General features: G+C 64.7%; 16 protein-coding genes. 7 read left to right on the top strand and 9 right to left on the bottom strand.

Features of this window, described 5'->3' with window-relative positions:
• The first annotated feature begins 182 nt into the window (after nucleotides 1-182).
• Both AB7M16_RS32655 and AB7M16_RS32650 read left to right on the top strand, forming a co-directional pair.
• Nucleotides 183-1,556: a cation-efflux pump gene (locus AB7M16_RS32655; protein WP_172784258.1), complete on the top strand. Its 1,374-nt coding sequence runs from the start codon at nucleotides 183-185 to the stop codon at nucleotides 1,554-1,556.
• 226 nt (nucleotides 1,557-1,782) lie between these two features.
• Nucleotides 1,783-4,113: a PAS domain-containing sensor histidine kinase gene (locus AB7M16_RS32650; RefSeq protein WP_453946482.1), complete on the top strand. Its 2,331-nt coding sequence runs from the start codon at nucleotides 1,783-1,785 to the stop codon at nucleotides 4,111-4,113.
• Nucleotides 4,114-4,116: 3 nt separating this feature from the next.
• Here the strand turns inward: AB7M16_RS32650 and AB7M16_RS32645 are convergent, their stop codons facing one another.
• Nucleotides 4,117-5,010 carry a LysR family transcriptional regulator gene (locus tag AB7M16_RS32645; protein ID WP_453946481.1) on the bottom strand — a complete coding sequence of 298 codons (894 nt, stop codon included), beginning with the start codon at nucleotides 5,008-5,010 and terminating at the stop codon, nucleotides 4,117-4,119.
• Nucleotides 5,011-5,235: 225 nt separating this feature from the next.
• On the opposite strand from AB7M16_RS32645, the gene AB7M16_RS32640 reads away from it, so the two are divergent.
• From AB7M16_RS32640 to AB7M16_RS32620, 5 genes are read left to right on the top strand one after another with little or no spacing between them, the layout of a single operon-like run.
• Nucleotides 5,236-5,712: a formate dehydrogenase subunit gamma gene (locus AB7M16_RS32640; protein ID WP_439400930.1), complete on the top strand. Its 477-nt coding sequence runs from the start codon at nucleotides 5,236-5,238 to the stop codon at nucleotides 5,710-5,712.
• Nucleotides 5,709-7,265: a formate dehydrogenase beta subunit gene (locus tag AB7M16_RS32635; RefSeq protein WP_453946480.1), complete on the top strand. Its 1,557-nt coding sequence runs from the start codon at nucleotides 5,709-5,711 to the stop codon at nucleotides 7,263-7,265. Before AB7M16_RS32640 ends, AB7M16_RS32635 begins: the two co-directional genes overlap by 4 nt.
• Before the next feature lie 10 nt (nucleotides 7,266-7,275).
• Nucleotides 7,276-10,161 (top strand): formate dehydrogenase subunit alpha, encoded by a 2,886-nt coding sequence (fdhF, locus tag AB7M16_RS32630; protein ID WP_453946479.1) that lies wholly within the window; start codon nucleotides 7,276-7,278, stop codon nucleotides 10,159-10,161.
• 5 nt (nucleotides 10,162-10,166) lie between these two features.
• Nucleotides 10,167-10,994 carry a formate dehydrogenase accessory sulfurtransferase FdhD gene (fdhD, locus tag AB7M16_RS32625; protein WP_453946478.1) on the top strand — a complete coding sequence of 276 codons (828 nt, stop codon included), beginning with the start codon at nucleotides 10,167-10,169 and terminating at the stop codon, nucleotides 10,992-10,994.
• Nucleotides 10,984-11,217 (top strand): formate dehydrogenase subunit delta, encoded by a 234-nt coding sequence (locus AB7M16_RS32620; protein WP_172784251.1) that lies wholly within the window; start codon nucleotides 10,984-10,986, stop codon nucleotides 11,215-11,217. Before fdhD ends, AB7M16_RS32620 begins: the two co-directional genes overlap by 11 nt.
• Here the strand turns inward: AB7M16_RS32620 and AB7M16_RS32615 are convergent.
• The 8 genes from AB7M16_RS32615 to AB7M16_RS32580 all read right to left on the bottom strand — a co-directional run bounded on the left by AB7M16_RS32615 (nucleotide 11,192) and on the right by AB7M16_RS32580 (nucleotide 23,438).
• Nucleotides 11,192-14,161: a bifunctional [glutamine synthetase] adenylyltransferase/[glutamine synthetase]-adenylyl-L-tyrosine phosphorylase gene (locus tag AB7M16_RS32615; protein ID WP_453946477.1), complete on the bottom strand. Its 2,970-nt coding sequence runs from the start codon at nucleotides 14,159-14,161 to the stop codon at nucleotides 11,192-11,194. The genes AB7M16_RS32620 and AB7M16_RS32615 overlap by 26 nt on opposite strands.
• Nucleotides 14,158-15,618, bottom strand: coding sequence for an ATP-binding protein (locus tag AB7M16_RS32610; RefSeq protein WP_453946476.1), 1,461 nt, complete (start codon nucleotides 15,616-15,618; stop codon nucleotides 14,158-14,160). Before AB7M16_RS32610 ends, AB7M16_RS32615 begins: the two co-directional genes overlap by 4 nt.
• A gap of 175 nt (nucleotides 15,619-15,793) precedes the next feature.
• Nucleotides 15,794-16,279 (bottom strand): hypothetical protein, encoded by a 486-nt coding sequence (locus AB7M16_RS32605; protein ID WP_453946475.1) that lies wholly within the window; start codon nucleotides 16,277-16,279, stop codon nucleotides 15,794-15,796.
• Between the two features lie 132 nt (nucleotides 16,280-16,411).
• Nucleotides 16,412-18,493, bottom strand: a complete 2,082-nt coding sequence (locus tag AB7M16_RS32600; protein WP_453946474.1) for a hypothetical protein — start codon at nucleotides 18,491-18,493, stop codon at nucleotides 16,412-16,414.
• Between the two features lie 216 nt (nucleotides 18,494-18,709).
• Complete coding sequence (locus AB7M16_RS32595; protein ID WP_453946473.1) at nucleotides 18,710-19,390, bottom strand: response regulator transcription factor; 681 nt, start codon at nucleotides 19,388-19,390, stop codon at nucleotides 18,710-18,712.
• Nucleotides 19,391-19,665: 275 nt separating this feature from the next.
• On the bottom strand, nucleotides 19,666-21,246 hold the full coding sequence (locus AB7M16_RS32590) for a Do family serine endopeptidase (RefSeq protein WP_212256912.1): 1,581 nt from the start codon (nucleotides 21,244-21,246) through the stop codon (nucleotides 19,666-19,668).
• A gap of 221 nt (nucleotides 21,247-21,467) precedes the next feature.
• A complete protein-coding gene (locus AB7M16_RS32585; protein WP_212256913.1) occupies nucleotides 21,468-22,811 on the bottom strand; it encodes a methyl-accepting chemotaxis protein in 1,344 nt (447 codons plus the stop codon).
• Nucleotides 22,812-22,943: 132 nt separating this feature from the next.
• Nucleotides 22,944-23,438 carry a cytochrome c-type biogenesis protein gene (locus tag AB7M16_RS32580; protein WP_212256914.1) on the bottom strand — a complete coding sequence of 165 codons (495 nt, stop codon included), beginning with the start codon at nucleotides 23,436-23,438 and terminating at the stop codon, nucleotides 22,944-22,946.
• Between the last annotated feature and the right edge of the window lie 2 nt (nucleotides 23,439-23,440).

Here is a 23,440-nt window from a genome sequence, read left to right as displayed (position 1 = left end):
GCAAAGCGAAGCGTGCCCACGATCTCTGTATCCATCGCGGACGAATGGTGGGCACGGCGCTAACGCGCCCTTTGCCCACCCTACTTGGCCGGAGCAAGGCGTAGAACGCTCCTGCAACTCACTCGCGACTACAGCTGTGGATCGGCGCTTGATGTTCAGCCATGGGCTGCTAAATCCCCGCCATGACCTCCCAGCACAACAAGACCTCGGTCGCGGCCATCTCGATCTTCGCCAGCGGCGGCATGGCGGCGGCCAAATTCGTGGTCGGGATCGCGATCGGCTCGCTGGCGCTGATCTCCGAGGCCCTGCATTCCTCGATCGACCTGGTTGCGACCATCATCACCTGGGCGGTGGTGCGGGTCTCCGACAAGCCCGCCGACGAGGAGCACCATTACGGCCACGGCAAGCTGGAAAGCGTCTCCGCGCTCGGGGTCACGGCCCTGCTCTACGTGCTCGCGGGCGGCATCCTGGTCGAGGCCTATAGCCGGCTGCGCGAGGGAACCCCGCCGCCGACCATCTCGGCCGTGCCGTTCGTGGTGCTGGTGATCGACATCGTCGTCAATCTCTGGCGCGCCCGCGCCCTGCACCGCGCCGCGCGCGAGACCCGGAGCCAGGCACTGGCGGCGGACGCGCTGCATTTCGCCTCCGACGTGATGGGCTCCTGCGCCGTGATCGTGGGCCTGATCCTGGCCGGGCTCGGCTTCTGGTGGGGCGACGCCGCGGCTGCCGCAGCGGTTGCCGTGATGATCGCAGCGCTCGGCCTGCGCATGGCCGGCTCGACCGTGCAGACGCTGGTCGATCGCGCGCCCGAAGGCGCGCAGGAGAAGGCCACAGCCGCGATCCGCGGCGTGCCTGGTGTGATCGACGTCGAACGCTTGCGCGTGCGCATGGTCGGAGCGACCACGTTCATCGACACCATCGCGAAGGTGCCGCGAACCTATCCGATCGACCGCGTCGAGGACATCAAGCGCAACGCGCAGGCCGCCGTCGCCAAGGCTTTCGGCGATGCCGACCTCACCTTCGCCGCAGTGCCCGTCGCGCGCGACAACGAAACCGTGCGCGACCGCATCATGGTGATCGCGCGCAATTCCGCCCTCGCCGTCCACCACGTCACGGTGCACGATCTGGGCGCCAAGCTGATCGTCAGCATCGACCTCGAGGTCGATGCCGACATGGCACTCGAGGCCGCCCACGACGTCGCCAACACGCTGGAGCGCAACATCCAGGAGGAGTTCGGCGAGGACGTCGAGGTCGACGTTCACATCGAGCCGCTGGAACCGGAACTGCCGTTCGGCGTCGATGCCGCGCCCGAGAGAGTGCAGACCATCGCCGCCGCGCTGGCCGAGTTCGCCGGCGAAGGCGAGATCCACGACATCCACAATGTGCGGGTCCGCAACACCGACGCCGGCGAGATCGTCAACTTCCACTGCCGCGCGGCACCGTCGATGAGCGTGATCAAGGTGCACGAGCATGTCGACGCGATCGAGCGTGCGTTGCGGCGCGCGTTCCCGAGCGTGAAGCGCGTCATCAGCCACGCCGAGCCGCCGCGCGCGTGATGAAGAATGCGCGGCGAGTCACACGTTCTCGTTTCGGACTCCTCGCGTCCGTGAGTTTGCGGACGCGCGATGCACAAACTGCGCGTTGGATAAGAATAATTTCGCGTTAACGATTCGTTGACTCTCGACAGCCCGCGAAAACTGGATTCAAATCGGTGTGATTCGGAAGCGATGTGGGGCTGCTTCCGGACCTCAGTTGCAAGCTGGTTTTCAGGGGGCCGAAGGCATGTCGCGCGCAGACGCCGCGAGCGCGTGCGTCCAATCCGATTCGATCAAGGGATTGGCGCAATCGATCGCGAAACCTGCCTATCACCGGCTCCTGATCGCGGAGCCGGCGCTGCGCCGCGCCGTGCCGACGCTCATCATCGCGTTCCTGATCACGATCTGCCTCGGCGCGTTCGTGCAGGTGGTCGATCAGACGCGCCAGAAGCGGCTGGTGATCCGACACGACATTTCGGCGCTCGCCGACCTGCTCGCCGAGCGCATCGACCGCCTCACCTCGGTTCGGCAGGAGCGGCTCAGGAACATCGAGAGCCTGCCGTCGCTGCTGCCCGATCTCATTCCGTCCTGGGCCACGGCCTCCGGCCGCCACGTCATCGTCACCTCCGCCGGCATCGACCGCCGCATCCTCGCCCGCATCCCGGCCGACAGCGATCCCTCAGGCAACGACCGCCTGCTCGATGCGATCACGACCGCGCAGCTGATCGCGGCGCCGCCGCGCGACGGCAACATCGCCGACATGACGCTGCCGAGCGGCAACGCCGCGATGGCGACCTCGCGGCAGATCAAGTCGCTGCCCGGCTTCGTCACCGTGATCCAGGAGCGCAACGAGCCGATCTGGGGCTCGGACGCCGCGCTCTCGGTGACGCTGTCGGCGACCACGGGCTTCGTCGTCCTGATCCTCGGCTTCGCCTTCCACTGGCAGTCGACCCGCGCTCGCGAAGGCGATCTCATCAACGACGCCGTGCGCGGCCGCATCGACACCGCGCTCAACCGCGGCCGCTGCGGATTGTGGGACTGGGATCTGTCGCGCGGCCGGATCTTCTGGTCGCAGTCGATGTTCTCGATGCTCGGCCTCGACGGCCGTCACGAGCTCCTCACCTTCGGCGAGGTCAACGCGCTGGTGAAGTCCGACGACATCGACCTGTTCGAGATCGCCGACCAGCTCATCTCGGAGAAGATCGACCACATCGACCAGACCTTCCGCATGCAGCATGTCGACGGCCACTGGATCTGGCTCCGCGTCCGCTGCGAGAAGACCCGCGGGGCGACCGATTCCAGCGTGCACCTGATCGGAATCGCGGTCGACATCACCGAGCAGAAGAGCCTCGCCGAAAAGACCGTGGAAGCCGACCTTCGCCTGCGCGACGCGATCGAGACCATTCCGGAGGCCTTCGTGCTCTGGGATGCGAGCGACCGCCTGGTGCTCTGCAACTCGCACTTCCAGCGCCTGCACAAGCTGCCGGACACCGCCGTCATCCCCGGCACCTCCTACGAGACCGTGCTCGAGGTCGGCCGCATGCCGGAGGTGCGCACCCGCCACAACGAGACTGCGGCCCAAGGCCCGGGCGCACGTACCTTCGAGGCGCAGCTCGACGACGGCAGCTGGCTGCACATCAGCGAGCGCCGCACCAAGGACGGCGGCTACGTCTCGGTCGGCACCGACATCACCCGCATCAAGGAGCACGAGCAGAAGCTGGTCGACAACGATCTGCGCCTGCGCGCCACCGTCATCGACCTCAAGCGCTCGCAGGCCGCGCTGGAGCGTCAGGCGGTCGAGCTCGCCGACCTCGCCGAGAAGTACCAGCGCGAGAAGACCCGCGCCGAGGAAGCCAACCAGACCAAGTCGAAGTTCCTCGCCAATATGAGCCACGAGCTGCGCACGCCGCTCAATGCCATCATCGGCTTCTCCGAGATCATGGGCTCGGGCATGTTCGGCGAGCTCGGCAGCGAGAAGTACCAGGAATACTGCCAGGACATCCTGACCAGCGGCCATTATCTGCTCGAGGTCATCAACGACATCCTCGACATGTCCAAGATCGAGGCCGGCCGCATGAAGCTCGACATGGAAGAGCTCGACCTCGCGCAGACGCTGGCCGAATCCTTGCGGGTCGTCACCGGCCGCGCGCAGGACAAGCACCTGACGCTGGATGCCGACATCGCAAAATCCATCTCGGTCGTCGCCGACCGCCGTGCCACCAAGCAGATCATCGTCAACCTGCTCTCCAACGCCGTGAAGTTCACGCCCGACGGCGGACGCGTCGTGGTGCGCAGCCGGCAGCTCGACGACAGGATCGTGCTGATGATCGCCGACACCGGCATCGGCATCGCGCCGCATTCGCTGGCGCGGCTCGGGCGTCCCTTCGAGCAGGTCGAGAGCCAGCTCACCAAGACCTATCACGGCTCGGGCCTCGGCCTTGCCATCGCCCGCTCGCTGGCGCAGCTCCATGGCGGCTCGATGCGCCTGCGCTCGAAGATCGACGTCGGCACCGTCGTGCGCGTGACCCTGCCGCGCGATGCTATCAAGGCGGCGTCGGGGATATCGGCTGCGGCTTGAATCCTACAATTGCAGCGTCGGCGCCACTTCCCGCGCGACGTTGACCAGCGCTGCGATCAGCGGCGTCATGGGATCGCGCTGCGGGACCACCATGCCGATGCTGTAATTGACCTCGGGATCGACGATCGGAATTGACCGCACGGTGTCGGACAGGCCGAGCGTCTCGGCGAGCTTCGCCGGCATCACGCTCGCCCAGCGCCCGGTCTTGACGTGCGTGAACAGCACCAGCAGCGAGTTCGACGTCAGCGTCGGTGTCGCCTCCGCACCGACCGATCGCAGCGCGCGGTCGATGATGCGGCGGTTCTGCATGTCCGGCGTCAAGAGGCACAGCGGCACCTGCCCGACCTCGGTCCAGGTCACCGCCTCGCGGTCGCCGAACATCGCATCCGGCGCGGTGAGCAGGCGATAGCTCTCGTTGTAGAGCGGGATGGTGCGCACCTTGCCGATCGGCTCGTTCTCGATATAGGTCAGCCCCGCATCGACCTCGAGATTTTCGAGCAGCCCCAGCACCTCGGACGAGGTGGTGGACTGGATGCGAAAGCGCACCTCGGGATGCTTGGCGCGGAACGGCGTCGTCAGCGCGGCGACCATGCCGAGCACGGTCGGGATCGCCGCGATGCGGATCTCGCCGGAGAGCTGATGCTTCAGCCCGTTGATCTCGTCGCGCATCGCGCGGGCATCGCCGACGATCCGCCGCGCCCAATCGAGCGCCCGCTCGCCTTCGGGGGTAAATCCCTGAAAGCGCGAGCCGCGCTGGACCAGCATCACGCCGAGAATTTCCTCGAGCTGCTTGAGCCCGGTCGACATCGTCGGTTGCGTTACGCCGCAGGCTTCGGCCGCGCGTCCGAAATGTCGCTCCTTGGCCAACGCCAGCAATAGCTCAAGCTTGTCAATCAACCGGTCGTCCCCTCGAATTCCATCGTGGCATGCAAGTTAGCACGCCGGGCCTGCACCAACACGTAAAAACCGGCAGCCGATCCAACTTTCATTACCAATCCGTATCGATCAATCGCGGTTGCAAATCGATCGGAATCCGCAATCGCAGCACGGGACAGCTTTATTGATCTGCGAATGATTCCAACTAGTTTGCGGCGAAGGAAACGCTCTGGTTGAGAACGAAGAATGACAGCGGTTTTTGAGCCTTGGAACGAGACGCGCGGCGCCGAGATCATCGCCGAACATGCCGGCCAGGAGGGCGCGACGCTCGTCATCCTGCACGCGCTTCAGGAGGCGTTCGGCTATGTGCCGGAGGCGGCGATTCCCATGGTGGCGCAAGCGCTCAACCTGTCGCGCGCCGAGGTGCATGGCGTGTTCACCTTCTATCATGACTTCCGACACAAACCGGCCGGCCGTCACGTTCTGAAGCTGTGCCGCGCCGAGGCCTGCCAGGCTGCCGGCGGCGATGCCCTGGCTGCGCGGGCCGAGGCGAAGCTCGGCGTGTCGCTCGGCAACACCACGGCCGACGATCGCGTCACGCTGGAGCCGATCTACTGCCTTGGCCTCTGCGCGACCGCGCCGTCCGCGATGCTCGACGGCCGCCTGATCGGCCGGCTCGACCAGAAGCGCCTCGATGCACTGGTTGCGGAGGTGCAGCGATGAGCATGCGTGTCTACGTCTCACGTGATGCCGGCGCGGTCGCCGTCGGTGCCGACGAGGTCGCCCTGGCGCTGGAGCAGGCCGCCGCCAAGCGCGGCGTTGCCATCGAGATCGTCAGAACCGGCTCGCGCGGAATGTACTGGCTGGAGCCGCTGGTCGAGGTCGCAACGCCGCAGGGACGCATCGCCTTCGGCCCCGTCACCGCGGCCGACGTGCCCTCGCTGCTCGACGCGCTCGCCCGCAACACGCCGCATCTGTTGCGGCTCGGGGCCACCGACGAGATCCCCTGGCTGAAGCGCCAGACCCGCCTCACCTTCGCCCGTTGCGGCGTGATCGATCCGCGCTTGCTCGACGACTACCGCGCCCATGGCGGCTACAAGGGCCTCGCGCGGGCTCTGTCGCTTGGCTCGGATGCGGTCCTCACCGAAGTCACCGCATCGGGCCTGCGCGGCCGCGGCGGCGCGGGCTTTCCGACCGGCATCAAGTGGAAGACCGTCGCGCAGGCCAAGGCCGACCGCAAGTTCATCGTCTGCAACGCCGACGAAGGCGACAGCGGCACTTTCGCCGACCGCATGATCATGGAAGGCGATCCCTTCCTGGTGATCGAGGGCATGACCATCGCCGGCCTCACTGTCGGCGCGACCAAGGGCTATATCTACATCCGCAGCGAATATCCGCACGCCGTAGAAGCGATGAACGCCGCCATTCTGGTTGCGAAGCACGGCGGCTATCTCGGCGACAAGATCGGCGGCTCGAAGCAAACCTTCGATCTCGAAGTCCGCGTCGGCGCCGGCGCCTATGTCTGCGGCGAGGAGACCTCGCTGCTGGAGAGCCTCGAAGGCCGCCGCGGCATCGTACGTGCAAAACCGCCGCTGCCGGCGCATCACGGCCTGTTCGGCAAGCCGACCGTCATCAACAACGTGCTGTCGTTTGCCGCGATCCCCTTCATCCTCGCCGAGGGCGCCAAGGCTTATGCCGATTTCGGCATGGGTCGCTCGCGCGGGACCATGCCGATCCAGCTTGCCGGCAACATCCGCTACGGCGGGCTGTTCGAGACGGCATTCGGTGTGACGCTCGGCGAGCTCGTCGACGACATCGGCGGCGGCACGGCTACCGGCCGCCCGGTCCGCGCGGTGCAGGTCGGCGGCCCCCTGGGCGCCTATTTCCCGCGCGCTTTGTTCGACACCCCCTTCGACTACGAGGCCTTCGCCGCACGCGACGGCCTGATCGGCCATGGCGGCATCGTCGTGTTCGACGACAGCGTCGACATGCGCAGGCAGGCGCGCTTCGCCATGGAGTTCTGCGCCGTCGAATCCTGCGGCAAGTGCACGCCGTGCCGGATCGGCTCGACCCGCGGCGTCGAGACCATCGAGAAGGTCATGAGAGGCGAGCGCGTCCATGAAAACATCGCACTGGTCGAGGACCTCTGCAACACCATGAAATTCGGCTCGCTCTGTGCACTCGGCGGCTTCACGCCCTACCCCGTGCTCAGCGCATTGAAGCATTTCCGGGAGGATTTCGCACCCATCCCGACCACGCTGCAGGCTGCTGAATAGGAGAACGACGATGTCTCTGATCGAAGAAATCGACTACGGCACGCCACGCTCCAAATCGGAAACGATGGTGACGCTGACCATCGACGGCAGAGAAGTCACGGTGCCCGAGGGCACCTCGATCATGCGCGCCGCGATGGATGCGGGCCACCAGATCCCGAAGCTCTGCGCGACCGACATGGTGGACGCGTACGGCTCCTGCCGGCTCTGCCTCGTCGAGATCGAGGGCCGCGCCGGCACGCCGGCCTCCTGCACCACGCCTGTGATGAACGGCCTCATCGTGCACACCCAGACCGAGCGGCTCAAGAAGCTGCGCAAGGGCGTGATGGAGCTCTACATCTCCGACCATCCACTCGACTGCCTCACCTGCGGCGCCAACGGCGATTGCGAATTGCAGGACATGGCCGGCGCCGTCGGCCTGCGCGACGTGCGCTACGGCTATGAGGGCGAGAACCACGTCTTCGCCAAGACACCTGGCAAGTCCCACGGCTGCGACAACGACCACTGGATGCCGAAGGACGAGTCCAACCCGTACTTCACCTATGATCCCTCCAAGTGCATCGTCTGCTCGCGCTGCGTCCGCGCCTGCGAGGAGGTGCAGGGCACCTTCGCGCTGACCATCTCCGGCCGCGGCTTCGACAGCCGCGTCTCGCCCGGCATGAGCGAAAGTTTTCTGGGCTCCGAATGTGTCTCCTGCGGCGCCTGCGTGCAGGCCTGCCCGACTGCGACGCTGACCGAGAAGTCGGTGATCGAGATCGGCCAGCCCGAGCACTCCGTCGTCACCACCTGCGCCTATTGCGGCGTCGGCTGTGCCTTCAAGGCGGAGATGCGCGGCGAGGAAGTGGTGCGCATGGTGCCCTACAAGGACGGCAAGGCCAATCGCGGGCATTCCTGCGTCAAGGGCCGTTTCGCCTGGGGTTACACCAACCACAAGGAGCGCATCCTCAAGCCCATGATCCGCGAGCGGATCGAGGATCCCTGGCGCGAAGTGTCCTGGGACGCGGCGTTCTCGTTTGCCGCCGCCAGGATGCGCGGCATCCAGAAGACATACGGCCGCGACGCCATCGGCGGCATCACCTCCTCGCGCTGCACCAACGAAGAGACCTATCTGGTGCAGAAGCTGATCCGCGCCGGCTTCGGCAACAACAATGTCGATACCTGCGCCCGCGTCTGCCACTCGCCGACCGGCTATGGGCTCGCCACCACCTTCGGCACCTCCGCCGGCACGCAGGATTTCGACTCGGTCGAGGACACCGATGTCGTGGTCGTCATCGGCGCCAACCCGGCCTCCGCCCATCCGGTGTTCGCCTCGCGCCTGAAGAAGCGGCTGCGCCAGGGCGCCAAGCTGATCGTGATCGATCCGCGCCGCACCGAGATGGTGGAATCGCCGCATGTGAAGGCGCTGCACCTGCCCCTGATGCCCGGCACCAACGTCGCAGTCATGACCGCGCTGGCGCATGTCATCGTCACCGAAGGGCTCGTCAACGAAGCCTTCGTTCGCGAGCGCTGCGACTGGAGCGAATTCGAGGAATGGGCCACCTTCGTCGCCCAGCCGAACAACAGCCCCGAAGCCACCGCCATCCTCACCGGCGTCAATCCGAAAGACCTGCGGGAAGCTGCCCGCATCTACGCCACCGGCGGCAACGGCGCGATCTATTACGGCCTCGGCGTCACCGAGCACAGCCAAGGCTCGACCACGGTGATCGCGATCGCGAACCTTGCGATGGTCACAGGCAATATCGGCCGTCCCGGCGTCGGCGTGAACCCGCTGCGCGGCCAGAACAACGTGCAGGGCTCCTGCGACATGGGCTCGTTCCCGCACGAGTTGCCCGGCTATCGCCACGTCTCGGGCGATGCCGTGCGCGACCAGTTCGAGGCGCTGTGGAACGTCAAGCTCAACCCCGAGCCGGGCCTGCGCATCCCCAACATGTTCGATGCCGCGGTCGAAGGCACCTTCATGGGGATCTACGTTCAGGGCGAGGACATCCTACAGTCCGATCCCAACACCAGCCACGTGGTCGCGGCGCTGTCGGCGATGGAATGCGTCATCGTCCACGACCTCTTCCTGAACGAGACCGCGAACTACGCTCACGTCTTCCTGCCCGGCTCGAGCTTCCTCGAGAAGGACGGCACCTTCACCAACGCCGAGCGCCGCATCCAGCGCGTCCGCAAGGTGATGACGCCGAAGAACGGCCTGGCCGATTGGGAGGTCACCATCGGCCTTGCCAAGGCGATGGGCTTCGAGATGAACTACAGCCACCCTTCCGAGATCATGGACGAGATCGCGGCGCTGACGCCGACCTTCGCCGGCGTCTCCTATGCCAAGCTCGACGAGCTCGGCTCGGTGCAATGGCCCTGCAACGACAATGCGCCCGAGGGCACGCCGGTGATGCATATCGACGGCTTCGTCCGCGGCAAGGGCAAGTTCGTCGTCACCGAATATGTCGCGACCGACGAGCGCACCGGCCCGCGCTATCCGCTGTTGCTCACCACGGGCCGCATCCTCAGCCAGTACAATGTCGGCGCGCAGACAAGGCGCACCGAGAACGTGGTCTGGCACGCCGAGGACCGCCTTGAAATCCACCCGCATGATGCCGAGCAGCGCGGCGTGCGCGACGGCGACTGGGTGCGGCTGAAGAGCCGCGCCGGCGAGACCACGCTGCGCGCGGAAATCACCGACCGCGTCGCGCCGGGCGTCGTCTACACCACCTTCCACCATCCGGACACGCAGGCCAACGTCATCACCACCGACTATTCGGACTGGGCAACCAACTGCCCCGAGTACAAGGTCACGGCGGTGCAAGTCTCGCCCTCGAATGGCCCGTCCGACTGGCAGAAGGCCTATGATGCACAGGCGCGCCAATCCCGCCGCATCGTACCGGCCGAAGCCGCGGAGTAAGGCGCATGCACGTAGCAGTCCAGGCCATCGATCGCGACATCTGGCGCAACGGCGCAGCCTCGGAAGGAACGCGTTTCGTTCCCGAGGAGACGCCGCTGGCGCTCACCTATAATGGCGGCACCTACGCCGTCATGATGGGGACGCCGCAGAACCTGGAGGATTTTGCGATCGGCTTCAGCGTGAGCGAAGGCATCGTCAAGTCGGTCGACGACATCAAGTCGCTCGAAATGGTCCGCCTCGACGACGGCATCGAGCTGCGCATGTGGCTCGCGTCGGAATATGCCGAGCGCATCAACCAGCGCCGCCGCCACATCGCAGGTCCCACCGGCTGTGGCATCTGCGGCGTCGAGTCCATCGCCGAAGCGGTGCGGCCCGCGGCGATCGTCCCGAACGGGCAGACCTTCACGCCCGAGCAGGTCATGGCGGCGATGCAGGCCATCGCGCCGCTGCAATCGATCAATCTGCAGACGCGCGCCGTTCACGCCGCCGCGTTCTGGTCCCCTACAGGCAACATCGTCGCGCTTCGCGAGGATGTCGGCCGCCACAACGCGCTCGACAAGCTCGCCGGCGCCCTCGCCCGCAGCCGCACGGAGCCGCGCGGCGGCATGGTTCTGCTGACGAGCCGCGTCTCGGTGGAAATGGTGCAGAAGACCGCCGCGATCGGCGCGCCGGTGATGGTCGCCGTATCCGCGCCGACCGCGCTCGCTGTGCGCACGGCGGAGGCCGCCGGCATCACACTGATCGCCATCGCCCGCCAGGACGGGTTCGAAGTGTTTTCGCATGGCGACCGGATCGTCGCGCGCCATGCCACGGAGGTTGCCGATGTCGCCTGACCGCCTGATCTACATGGCCAACCAGATCGGCAAGTTCTTCGGCAGCCAGGGCCATGACAAGGACGTGCCTGGTATTGCCGAGCACATCAGGAAGTTCTGGGATCCCCGCATGAAGCGCGCGATCTTCGCCCATCTCGATGCCGGCGGTGCCGGCCTGGAGCCCAACGTGCGCGAGGCCATTACGGCGCTGAAGCAGGCTATGACCCTTCCAGCAGCGCCCTGAACACGCGCCGCACCTCGCTTTGCGTCTCCTTCACGCGCGCCTCGAGCGAGGAGAAATCCGGCGCGTCGCCGGCGCGCGCCATGACGCGCTGCAGGTCGGTGCCGGCGGTTTCCGGCTTGAAGCGCTCGCTGACGCAGAGGCGCAGGATCTGGGTGAGGTCGTGATAGAGCCGCGCCGCGGCCCGCAAGATCTCCGTCTCCGATTGCGCGAGCACGCCGATCCTGCAGGCATTCTCCAGCACCTGCATGGTGCTGACGTCGAGAATCTCCGGCTTGTCGCGAGCATGCACGAGCTGGAGGTATTGCGCGATGAAATCGATATCGACCATGCCGCCGGCAGCGTGCTTGAGATCCCAGCAATCGGCCTCGCCCTTCTCCTGCGCGATCGCGCGCCGCATGTCGGCGACGTCGTTGGCGGTGATGGCGGGGTCGCGGCGGCGAGTCAGGACATCGCGGATGACGCGCTCGATCCGTTCCCGGAATTCGGGCGACGCCGACACCACGCGCGCACGCGTCAGCGCCATGTGCTCCCAGGTCCAAGCCTCGTTGGCCTGGTAGTCCGCGAACGAGGTGAGGCTCGAGGCCACCGGGCCCGCGCGTCCCGAGGGCCGCAGCCGCATGTCGATCTCGTAGAGCACGCCGTAATTGGTGCGTGTCGTGAAGGCGCTGATCAGGCGCTGGGTCAGCCGCGCAAAATAATGCGCACCCTGCAGCGATTTCGTCCCATCGGAGTCGGGATTGTCGCTGTCGAAATCGTAGAGCAGGATCAGGTCGAGATCGGACGAGGCCGTCATCTCGCGGCTGCCGAGCCGGCCCATCGCGATGATCGCGGTCTCCTGGCCCTTGATGCGGCCGTGCTGGGCGGCAAAGCGGTCGGCAACGAGGCCGTGCACGGTGTGGACGATTCCCTCCGCGACGTCGGCGAAGGCCGTGCTCGCCTGCTGCGCCGAGACGGTGCCGGAGAGGATGCGCGTGCCGATCAGGAACAGGCTCTCCTGCCCGAACAGGCGCAGACGATCGAGGAACTCCTCGTATGAACCGGCGTCCTGCACCGTGGTCGCGAGCCGCCCGGACAATTCCTGCCTGTCGGGCATGGCCCCGAAGAAGCGCGGATCGATCAGGCCGTCCATGAGCTGAGGCTGACGCGCCAGCATGTCGCCGAGCCGGGGCGCTGCTCCCAGCACCAGCGCCACCAGCGCGACGAGATCGCGGTTCTGGCCGAGCAGCGTGATCAGCCGGCCACCCCGCTGCAGTGCTCCGAGGAAATGATCGAACGAAACGACGGCGCGATCCGGCTCTTCGGCATGGGCAAGGCCGTCGATCAGGGCCGGCACGAACTCGACGAAGGCGCTTCGCGTCGCCTCAACGCGGAAGACGCGATAGTCGCCGGTGATCCAGTCGCGCACCGTCTGCGCGACCGCGGCCGGCTTCTTGAAGCCGAGCGCCGCCAGGTGCTGCAGCAGGCGCGGATCGTCGGGGCCAGCACCGTAGTCGAGCGCCGGCAGCTTGGCCGTGCCGGTGGGGTCGTCGCCCTCGAACAGTTTTTCGTAGTGACCCTGGACGATCTGGAGCTGGTGCAAGAGGTCGCGCGCAAAGGCCTCGCGATTCTGATAGCCGAAGAACCAGGCGAAGCGCTCGACCGCCTGCTTGTCCTCGGGCAGCGTGTGGGTCTGCTCGTCGGCGATCATCTGCAGGCGATGCTCGACCCGGCGCAGGAATTCGTAGGCGATCGTCAGCTCGTCGCGCGCCGCCGCAGTGATCCAGTTGCTGGAGGCGAGCACGTCGAGCGCCTTCAGCGTCGGCCGAATCCGCAAGTCCGGATGGCGGCCGCCGGCGATCAATTGCTGGGTCTGCGCGAAGAACTCGATCTCACGAATGCCGCCGCGCCCGACCTTGACGTTGTGGCCCTCCACCGCGACCTCGCTCTGGCCGCGATAGGTCTGCATCTGCCGCTTCATGTCGTGCACGTCGGCAAGCGCTGCGAAATCGAGATGCTTGCGCCAGACGAACGGCGCGATCTCGGCGAGCAGCGCCTCGCCCGCCCTGGGATCGCCGGCACAGGCCCGCGCCTTGATCATCGCGGCGCGCTCCCAGGTGCGCCCTTCCCGCTCGTAATAGTTCAGCGCGGCATCCCGCGAGATCGCCACCTGCGTCGAGGACGGGTCGGGCCGCAGCCGCAGATCGACGCGGAAGACGTAACCGTCATAGGTGCGCTGCTGCAGGATGCGCGCCATGCCTTGCGTCACGCGGACGAAGAACGGCTGCGGTTCGATATCGGGCGCGAGGGTCGTCGCATCGGGATCGAAGAACACGATGAGATCGATGTCGCTGGAATAGTTCAGCTCGCCCGCGCCCATCTTGCCCATCGCGAGCACGATCAGGCCGCAGCCCTCTTCGGGTGCTTCGGGATTGGGCGGTGAGAGCTTGCCGCGTGCGGCTTCCTGCCGCAGCAGATATTGCAGCGCCGCCTGCACCGAGGACACCGCGACATCGGTCAGTGCCGCCGTCACCCGCATCACCGGCCAGACACCGCCGATGTCGCACAGCGCGATCAGGAGCGCAGCTTCCGCTTTCATGCGGCGGAGCAGCCGCATCACCTCGGCCTCATCCGAGGCCGCGAGCACCGCGCTGCGCGCCTCGGCGATCAACGCCGCCAGATGCGCATCCGGATCGCAGTCGAGCAGCCGGATCAGGCGCAAGGCATCGGCGCGCACCAGATCGAACAGATAGGGTGAAAATTCCGCGATCCCGGCGAGGATGTCGCGGGCGAAGGGATGGCCCAGGAGCGTTGCGAGACGAGCCGATTGTGCCGGCTCGAGCTCAGCCAGCCAGCTTTCGAAACGGCCTTCGTCGGTTGTGGAAGCGGCAATATGGGGAGCCTCCGCGAAGCGTGCGGCCAGCCTCTCACCATGCTTGTCCGCGTTTCCCGGCGCGGAGTGGTTCATGCCACCTTCTGTGGCACATCCGGTATTGGCGGAGCAACCCTGTCGCCGGCACCCGCGCGCGCCGGCAGCACGAGCGTGGCGACGAGGCCGGGATGGGCATCGCCCAAGCGCAATTCGCCGCCGTGCAACGTCGCGACCGCCGAAGCGAGGCTGAGGCCGAGGCCCGAGCCCGGCAGCGTGCGGCTGGCCTCCAGCCGCACGAATCGCTCGATGACGTGCTTGCGATCCGCTTCGGGGATCCCCGGGCCGCGATCGGTGACGCTGAGCAGCACGTGGTCGCCATCGCGCCTCGCCTCGATCGTGATTTGCCTTGCGTCCATGCTGACCACGGTTCCCGCGGTCTGTGCCGCGGGCTTGCCGTATTTGATCGCGTTCTCGACGAGATTGGCGAGCGCCTGGCTGATCAGCTCGCGATTGGCATGAACCGGTGTCGGCTCGCACTTGACCTTCAAGGTCATGCCGTCGTCCTCGGCGAGCGGCTCGTAGAGCTCGTGGATGCCCTCCGCGACCTCCGCGGCGTCGAAGTCGTCCATGTTGCCCCGCGCTTGTCCGGATTCCGCCCGCGCGATCATCAGAAGCGCGTTGAAGGTCCGGATCAGCCCGTCGGACTCCTCGATGGTCCGCTCCAGCGCGGCGCGATAATCCGCCTCGCAGCCCGATTTCGCCAGCGCCTCCTCGGCGCGGTTGCGCAGCCGCGTCAGCGGCGTCTTGAGGTCGTGGGCGATGTTGTCGGAAACCTCCTTCAGCCCCGCCATCAGCGCCTCGATCCGCTCCAGCATGGCGTTGAGGTTCTCGGCGAGGCGGTCGATCTCGTCGCCGCTGCGCCCCACGGGCAGGCGCTCGCTGAGATCGCCCGTCATGATGCGCTGCGCCGTTCCGGTCATCGCATCGATGCGCCTCAGCACCCGCCGGGCGACGAAAATGCCGCCGCCGAGGCCGAGCACGACGACGATCAGCACCGAAAACTGCGCCGCCTTGGCGACGATGCCGAACAGGCGCCGCCGCTCGGCAAGGTCGCGGCCGATCAGAAGCCGGAAGCCGTTCTCCAATTCGGTGACGCGAACCAGTGCGCGATGATCGCGGTCATCACTGTCCTCGATCCGCCGGTAGGCTGTCTCCGACCAGCCGCGCGTCGCCAATACCCCCGGCGCCAGCGAGCCGACATTGCCGGCAATCGCCTGGCCCGTCGGCGTGGTCACGAGGTAGAGGTTGGCTCCCGGCCGCAGTGCGCGGTACTCGATCGTGCGCACCAGGCGAACCATGCCGCCGCGGCCGTAGATCTCGTTGATCTCCGAGGTCTCGGCATTGACCGTCTGCGTGATCTCCTCGGTGATCAGCCGCCGCGTGTTCCAGGCGAAATAGGCCAGCAGCGAAGCCGCGAACATCGCGAACAGCAGCAGATAGACCAGCGTCAGCCGGAACGCCGTGGTGCGGACGAGTTTACCGAATGCCGTCACGGATCATGTACTTTCCGGCTTTTCCGAACTTGTATTTCCCCAACATTTACAGACAATCACGTGGCTCACCGTCACAAAAATTATAGGCTCGCCACGACCAACTCTCTACTTAAATCTACGCAATCTCCGAAAATGGAGAGACCCGAGCTCTACCGGCCGTGACTTCCGCCTGCGGTCATCCAGACCGCGGCGGCACAAGTCTACCAATACCTCCAATGAGCATACCAATCGCGATGCTGAGACCGGACTGTGTTTCCTCATCTTCGAGATTGTGGCGCCAATCGGCCGGCGCCCAAAAAAAGATGCGAGCAAGGAACGGCGCGATATCGGTTGGCTCTATCCGATGAGCGAGACGGTTGCGTAGCGTGTTCCACGCTTCAACCACGTCCCACAAGTCGTGAGGATTTTCATGGGCCCTGTCAGGCAATGGACCGTACAGTGCGCGAGCTACACACAGAAGATTGAAGAAAGTAAGGTTTGCCTTGCGGAGCGCTGTAGGGTCGTGGACTGCGGCCTCTACTTTCGCCCGGATCAATTCCTCTAGGACCAGATGACCTTTGAGCACGATGAGCGTTCCGTCCTCAGTGCGGTTCTCGATCTTGTGCATCGCCATCCTGATTTGGATGTAGGCGGCTTGATCGGCCCGAATATCGTCAATCATGGAATGTTTCCTCAGCTCCTAGCACGTCACACACACCTGCGTGGTACAGAACGCTAACAGCGTCGTCACGACAAGATAACCAAGCCGAGGTCGCAAGAAATCGGGAGGGCTTGGACGAAAGGTGGCTTCGCCTCACCGCCCGGAGGGATCGTCTGGAGTTGCCTTGCGATCCGCCACTAAGCTCTCAATAGACCTAATGAGTGTGCCTCGCGAGAACCCGCCCTTATCGCTAGGATCGAGAAGCGGATTAATCACCACGTACAGTCCGTCGCGCTCGGCTTGAACCATCAAATCATCGAAGCCGCTGTCAGTATAGATCACGGTCGTCTGATATGACCCAAGATCGATACCCGCCGAGCGCCAGTTGTCGATGTATCGATCTAGTTCTAAGGGGTTCGTCAGAATTGGTACAACGTTGCCGATTACGACGACCGCGCCATCGTCAGTACTTTGGAGCAGAAGCAAGGGCGCGTACCAACTGCTCCAGTATTCGTAGCGCTTAGCAATCGCTTCGTCGTAACGGACCGTCCTAGCGCCGATCATCTCTCGCAGCTTCTCCTTCACACCGAGAACCCTGGTCAGTTGTGACCTGCTGCTAAAAGCACGAGATTGATCGCTATAACAAAGCGGGTCCTTGTCCTTCGCTGCCTTTGCAACCCACGCATTCAGCTTTTCTGCGAAGTCTTCGGCAGCCAATTTAGTGAGACGATGAATCTTGCCCCGTTCAGTGCAATACTCGCTCTCTCCGTTCGCAAGCATGCACTCGACGAGAAAGTCTCCTGGGGCGAAATCGGGCTTTCGTCCCCCCCAAGCCATAACGGCTTCTTCTCGCTCGTGAACACCGGCAGCAAAAGCGCCCTGACCTCGTTCAATTGCCCGAAACCACCCGTTGACGTCGAAATTTACGAGGAAACTATAATCTCTGAAAAAGTCATTTTGGATCGTTCCAAGTAGCCGATCCAAAGGATGCAAGCACTCATCATGGATGAGCCCTACCTGTAAAGACGCGCCGTCCAACTCGGCGACCTCTGCTGTGAGAGAGCTGACGTGCCGACCGCATCTCAGACAGGTTAACAGTGATTGATTAGCCAATGCGGCATCGCGCAGCTTATGCCGATGCATCTCGGCACAAAGGCCTTTTTGCAGATCCTCGTCTGAATCAAACGGAAAATGGACAAGTTCCGCTCCCTGAATGATCTCCTTGTGGCGTTCGATATAGCGGAGCATCCCGGTCATTGTTGCTGTTCGGCGAAGAACATCGATGACAATGCCGTTCTTAAGGCGGCACTTGCTTCCGCCGAATTGGAGGCGCTCCTCGCAGTCATCGTTGAACCGCCGGAACTCCATGAGAACTAAGTTACCTGATTGGCCCAACTGCTCGCCCTCTTCGGATAGGGTTCCTAGGAGGACTTCCCGCCCCACTGGAAAATCGAAACTTCCAAACTCAAATTTCAGGAAAGTCTCGGCTTGAACTGGAGCAGTAAATTCGGCCGAACGGACAAACCGAGCGTATTTCTCTCGCTCGGCTGCGATGGAAGCTGTATGCCTTCTAGTCGAGTGTGTCAGGCAATCGGAGATCAACTTTGTCCACAAAAGCGCTGGGTTCAGGTAGCCCTTCGCGGCCAGAATAAGCAAAGTAGCTTGCTCAAGCGGAGAGTTCTCATCGAGATCGACCACCGCCACATGCATCCGTCGAAGGACTTCTTCTCCTATCCCCCGCGGATCGGAACAACCCTTTTCATTCGCAATCGCGACCAAATGCTCGCGAAGCTTATCGATCAATACGGTAAGCGCCTTCGCCTGATCACGGTAGAAAGCTTCATGAGAGCCCATACGATATGCGCCTAGGGCAACACGCATATCGGAAGAAATTCTTCGTGAGGACTCGCTAGTGGTAACCAGGACGTAGCGCCCAGCCTCTCCGGAAAGGTGCTGTCGCACAAACTGGTCAAGCGTCTTACCCAGTTCGGTTGCCGCACCAAGTGAGAAGGACAGTTCTCTCTTGACCTGCAGATAGAGGGACTCTGCTCCTGTTGAAATATTTAGATCGTCGACGGCCTCGGTGGTCTCGAAACCAATGACCTCTACTCGGGCGCCCGCCAGGGCCTGCGTTGGCTGATCGCAGAGAGCCGTCGCCAGCAAGTAAGCCGCGACGCGGTTCTGATAACGCACTCCCGAGTTTGTTGCCGCACCACCGCCGGACTCAGCTGCCATGGTCCATTCCGATTAAATGAATTAGCTTTCTTGTCGATGCTGTCAGCGCCGCCCGCAGTCCCCCTCGGGATGCGCGCTCGAAGAAGCTAGTTCAGCTGTCGACACAGGAAGTCTGCCTAAGCGCAAGGGACGTAAGCAAAAGCAACGACAAATGCAAACGGAAAAAAACCGTATCGATCACAGGCCATCGATACAACCGTTTGAATTCTCTTATGCTTATTTGATGCCGTCACGGATCATATATCCGGCGCCGCGGATCGTGTGCAGCAGCGGCCGCTCAAAACCCTTGTCGATCTTGGAGCGCAGCCGCGAGATGTGCACGTCGATGACGTTGGTCTGCGGATCGAAATGATAGTCCCAGACGTTCTCCAGCAGCATGGTCCGCGTCACCACCTGGCCGGCGTGCTTCATCAAATATTCGAGCAGGCGGAATTCGCGCGGCTGCAACGTCAGCTCGTCCTTGCCGCGGGCAACACGATGCGAGAGCCGATCGAGCTCGAGATCGCCGACACGATAGAGCGTCTCTTCGGCGGGACCGCCGCGGCGGCGCGACAGCACTTCGACGCGGGCCAAGAGCTCGGCGAAGGAATAGGGTTTTGGCAGATAATCGTCGCCGCCGGCGCGCAGGCCCTTGATGCGGTCATCGACCTGCCCGAGCGCGGAGAGAATCAGCACCGGCGTGGTGTTGCCCTTGTCGCGCAAGGCGCCGATCAGGGACAGGCCGTCGCGCTTGGGCAGCATGCGGTCGACCACCAGCACGTCGTACTCGCCGTTCTCGGCCATGGCGAGGCCTTCCTCGCCGTCGGCGGCGTGGTCGGCGATGTGTCCGACCTCGCGAAACGCCTTGGCCAGGTAGTCGGCGGATTCGCGGTCGTCTTCGATGATGAGGAGGCGCATCGTGCGTTCGGCGGCGATCAAGGAGGTCAACCTTCTCTAAACATGGCGCGGGCGGCAATCGCATGCAAGCCGAGCGGGAGAAGCTCGAAGCGGGAAAAAGGCGGGCGGTGAAGCTGGGGGGACCTCACCGCCCTAGGCCTTCCGACGGAGGGGGGCGTAATTCCACCGGAAGGTAGACGAGGGAAGCCAGCTTTGCGCTGCTTCCCCGAAGGGCGCCGACGGCGGGGGCGACTGATGCCGGCGACACCCTTCATCTCGTGGGCCTCCTGAAGGCCTCAGCCCTTGGCGAGGGGCACCGCGACGAAGCGCGACTGGCCGCCGCTCTTCACCCGCATCAGGACGCTGTTCTTGTTGTCGGTCCGCGCCGCGTTGATGGCGTCGCGGACTTCGCCGGCGGTCGCCACGCTCTTGCCGCCGACCTCGAGGATCACGTCGCCTTCCTTGAAGCCGCGTTCGGCCGCGGCGCTCTTCGGATCGACCTCGGTGACCACGACGCCTTCCTTGCCGGCGCCGGCCACGGAATTGGCGGGCGCAACGGTCATGCCGAGCTTCGGCACGTCGGTGCCCTTGCTGGCGCCCTTGCCGCTGTCATTGTCGGTGTCGGCCTTGGCCTCGACCGTGTTCGGCAGCTGGCCGAGGGTGAGGTTGATGACCTTGTCCTGGCCCTTGTGCAGCACGTTGAGCTTCACGGACGCGCCGGGCGCCATGCCGCCGATGGTACGGGCGAGCTCGCGGGCATCCTTGACGGGTTCGCCGTTGACCGCCGTGATCACGTCGCCGGACTCGATGCCGGCCTTGGCCGCCGGACCGTTCGCCTGCGGCTCCGCCACCAGCGCGCCTTCGGCCTTCTTCATGCCGAGGCTGTCGGCGATGTCGGACGTGACGGGCTGGATCTGCACGCCGATCCAGCCGCGGCTGACCGAGCCCTTGTCCTTGAGCTGCGCGACCACGCTCTTGACCGTGTTGGCCGGAATCGAGAACGCGATGCCGACGCTGCCGCCGGAGGGCGAGTAGATCGCGGTGTTGACGCCCATCACCTCGCCGTTGGTGTCGAACGCAGGACCGCCGGAATTGCCCTTGTTCACGGGCGCGTCGATCTGGATGAAATCGTCATACGGGCCGTTGCCGATGTCGCGGCCGCTGGCGGAGACGATGCCCGCGGTCACGGTGCCGCCGAGACCGAAGGGATTGCCGACCGCGAGCACCCAGTCGCCGATCCGCGGCTTGCTATCCGCAAGCTTGGCGAACGGGAAGTTGGTGCTGCCCTCGACCTTGATCAGCGCGAGGTCGGTGCGCTGGTCGGTGCCGATCACCTTGGCGGTGTAGGTCTTGCCATCGTCGGTGGTGACCTCGACCTTGTCGGCGCCGTCGACCACGTGGTTGTTGGTCACGGCATAGCCGTCAGCCGAGATGAAGAAGCCGGAGCCCTGGCCCTGCACGACGCGGCCACGACCGCCGCCCTTCAGGCCTGGAATGCCATCCGGACCGCCGAAGCGGCGGAAGAAACGCTCCATCGGCGAGCCCGGCTGGAACGGCGAGGACGAATCGTCGCCGTCATCGTTGCTGGCGGTCTTCTCCTTGATGTTGACCTTGACCGAGATCACCGAGGGCTTCACGCGCTCGACGATGTCGGCAAAGCCGATGGGACGCTCGACCTTGCGGACCTCGTTGTTGACCTGCGCATGCGCCGGGCTGGAAAACAGGTCGGCCGGCGACGTCGACGGGCTGAAGCCATAAACGGCCGCGCCGAGACCGGCGACGACCGAGGCCATCAGCGCGAACTTGCGCGCGGAAAACACCGACCGGCGCGGCTGCCGGTAGGACGGGAGGTTCGAGAGGTCGATACGATCGTTCATGCAGAAATCTCCAGGGCCCTGAATTCCTTTTGGTGCCGGATGTCGGCACCTTGCGGACCTGAAGATGGGGACTCCCGCCTTACCGCGCGCTGGCGGCGGGGTTAAACTTTCGTAATGAACGGACGAAGCGGATGCGGCAGTTTAGCACAGGCCGAAAATCATGGTCTTACAGGAACTTAATCGAGTTCCGCTGACTAAGCGGCGGGCGCGATTTCTCCCCCTCAGCTCGCCCTGACACTGACGATGAACTCGTCGACTTCGCGCTTCAAGGTCTCGGCCTGCTGCGACAGATCGACCGCCGAATCCCTGGCCTCGGCCGCCATGCGGCCGGTTTCGGCGGAGGTGGAGGTGATCTGGACGATATGGTTGGAGACGTCGAGGGTTCCGCGCGCGGCGTCCTGGGCGCTGCGCGTGATCTCCTGCGTGGCGTTGCGCTGCTGGGCGGTGTCGATCTCGATGCCCGACATGATGGACGAGATTTCCGACAGCGTCTTGGAAATGCCATCGATCGCGCCGCGGGTCTCCGCGGTGATGCCCTGAATGCTGGCGACATGGGAGGTGATCTCCTCCGTCGCCTTGCTGGTCTGATGCGCCAGGTTCTTCACTTCCGAGGCGACCACCGCAAATCCCTTGCCCGCTTCGCCGGCCCGTGCCGCCTCGATGGTGGCGTTGAGCGCCAGGAGATTGGTCTGCGATGCGATCGCCTGCACGAGCTGGACGACCTCGCCGATCTTTTCGGCGGCATCCGACAGCGTGTGAATGGTATCGCGGCTCTTCTCGGCCTGGCTTGCGGCGCCTTCGGCGCGCTGGGTCGCGTCCGTGACGCGGCGGCTGATCGTGCCGATCGAATTCGTCATCTCCTCGGCAGAGCCTGCGACCGTCTGCACGCTGGCGCTGGCCTGACCCGCAGCGCTCGCCACCGCATTGGCCTTGGTGCTGGTGTCGTTGGCGGTCCGCGACAGCGTCTCCGCGTTGGTCTTCAGATGCACCGCCGATGACGCCACGCTGGCGACCACGCTGGCGACGAGATCGTTGAAGCGCTTGATCCTGTTATCGAGGAATTTCGACCGCTCGGCCTGATGCTGTGCTTCATGCAGCTGCTGCTCGGAGAGGCGGCGCCGCTCGATGCCGTTGGTCTTGAACACCTCCAGCGCACCGGCAAGCAGGCCGATCTCGTTGCTGCGGCCGAGCCCCGGAACGGAGGTGTCGAATTTCTGATCGGCAACCTCGCGCATGGCATGGACGATAGCCGCCAGGGGATTGAGGATGCCGTTGCGCACGGCGAACCAGGTGGTGAAGCAGATCGCGAAAGCGACGACGGCGATCACGCCGCAGGCGACCAGGAAATAGGAGAACGCGGTCTGCGCCTGCTGGTAGATCTGCATCGCATGGTCGCGCGCCGGGCCGCTCAGTGCGGCGAAGTCCGAGGACAGGCTGGTGATCTCGTTGTTGAGATAGAGCACCGCGATGAAGCCGGTGCCGCCGCCGATGCCAAGCAGGAACAATAAAGCAGCGACGACGGCGCCGACCAGGAAGCGGATCGTCAGATTGCTGTTCGCGAACATCGGGGGACTCAGGAGCTGGGATCAGATCTCGCGACAAGCTTCCAGACAAAGGTCAATTTAGCATGAACCACGCAGCCGCTGCCGCGGCCTACGCGGCACCACGTAGCTCGACGGCTTCAGGAGGACTTGGTTTCAGGACGACTTGGTTTCAGGACGACTTGGTTCGTCCGACATCAAGGCCGCGAGCCGCGCCTGTTCGTCGGGCGTGAGCGGCGGGGCCGGTACGTCCACACCGCTTCGCGCGCGACGGCGGATTTGCAGCCACAGCGCCAGGCCGCCGCCGAGCAGCAGCACCGGCCCGAGCAGCCACAGCAGCAGGGTCTGCCGCTCGAAGCGCGGCTTGAGCAGCACGAACTCGCCGTAGCGCGCCACCAGGAAGTCGAGCACTTGCGAATTGCTGTCGCCGGCCGCGATGCGCTCGCGCACCAGCAGGCGCAGGTCGCGTGCCAGCGGCGCATCGGAATCGTCGATCGACTGGTTCTGGCAGACCATGCAGCGAAGCTCGCGCGACAATTCGCGCGCGCGCGATTCCTTCACCGGGTCCGACATGATCTCGTCGGGCTGCACCGCGTGGGCCGCCGGCAAAGCCAGCAGCAGCGCGATGAACGCGGCCATCATCCAGCGCATCG

This window comes from Bradyrhizobium sp. USDA 372, from assembly GCF_053629095.1.
The sequence above is the reverse complement of the archived record's forward strand: the minus strand, read 5'-3'. Positions and strand labels throughout refer to the sequence as shown.

Excerpts from the sequence above, each read along its gene's own strand:
- AB7M16_RS32655 (WP_172784258.1), top strand. The coding sequence starts at position 183 with ATGACCTCCCAGCACAACAAGACCTCGGTCGCGGCCATCTCGATCTTC.
- AB7M16_RS32650 (WP_453946482.1), top strand. The coding sequence starts at position 1,783 with ATGTCGCGCGCAGACGCCGCGAGCGCGTGCGTCCAATCCGATTCGATC.
- AB7M16_RS32640 (WP_439400930.1), top strand. The coding sequence starts at position 5,236 with ATGACAGCGGTTTTTGAGCCTTGGAACGAGACGCGCGGCGCCGAGATC.
- AB7M16_RS32635 (WP_453946480.1), top strand. The coding sequence starts at position 5,709 with ATGAGCATGCGTGTCTACGTCTCACGTGATGCCGGCGCGGTCGCCGTC.
- fdhF (WP_453946479.1), top strand. The coding sequence starts at position 7,276 with ATGTCTCTGATCGAAGAAATCGACTACGGCACGCCACGCTCCAAATCG.
- fdhD (WP_453946478.1), top strand. The coding sequence starts at position 10,167 with ATGCACGTAGCAGTCCAGGCCATCGATCGCGACATCTGGCGCAACGGC.
- AB7M16_RS32620 (WP_172784251.1), top strand. The coding sequence starts at position 10,984 with ATGTCGCCTGACCGCCTGATCTACATGGCCAACCAGATCGGCAAGTTC.
- AB7M16_RS32615 (WP_453946477.1), bottom strand. The coding sequence starts at position 14,161 with ATGAACCACTCCGCGCCGGGAAACGCGGACAAGCATGGTGAGAGGCTG.
- AB7M16_RS32605 (WP_453946475.1), bottom strand. The coding sequence starts at position 16,279 with ATGATTGACGATATTCGGGCCGATCAAGCCGCCTACATCCAAATCAGG.
- AB7M16_RS32600 (WP_453946474.1), bottom strand. The coding sequence starts at position 18,493 with ATGGCAGCTGAGTCCGGCGGTGGTGCGGCAACAAACTCGGGAGTGCGT.
- AB7M16_RS32595 (WP_453946473.1), bottom strand. The coding sequence starts at position 19,390 with ATGCGCCTCCTCATCATCGAAGACGACCGCGAATCCGCCGACTACCTG.
- AB7M16_RS32590 (WP_212256912.1), bottom strand. The coding sequence starts at position 21,246 with ATGAACGATCGTATCGACCTCTCGAACCTCCCGTCCTACCGGCAGCCG.
- AB7M16_RS32585 (WP_212256913.1), bottom strand. The coding sequence starts at position 22,811 with ATGTTCGCGAACAGCAATCTGACGATCCGCTTCCTGGTCGGCGCCGTC.
- AB7M16_RS32580 (WP_212256914.1), bottom strand. The coding sequence starts at position 23,438 with ATGCGCTGGATGATGGCCGCGTTCATCGCGCTGCTGCTGGCTTTGCCG.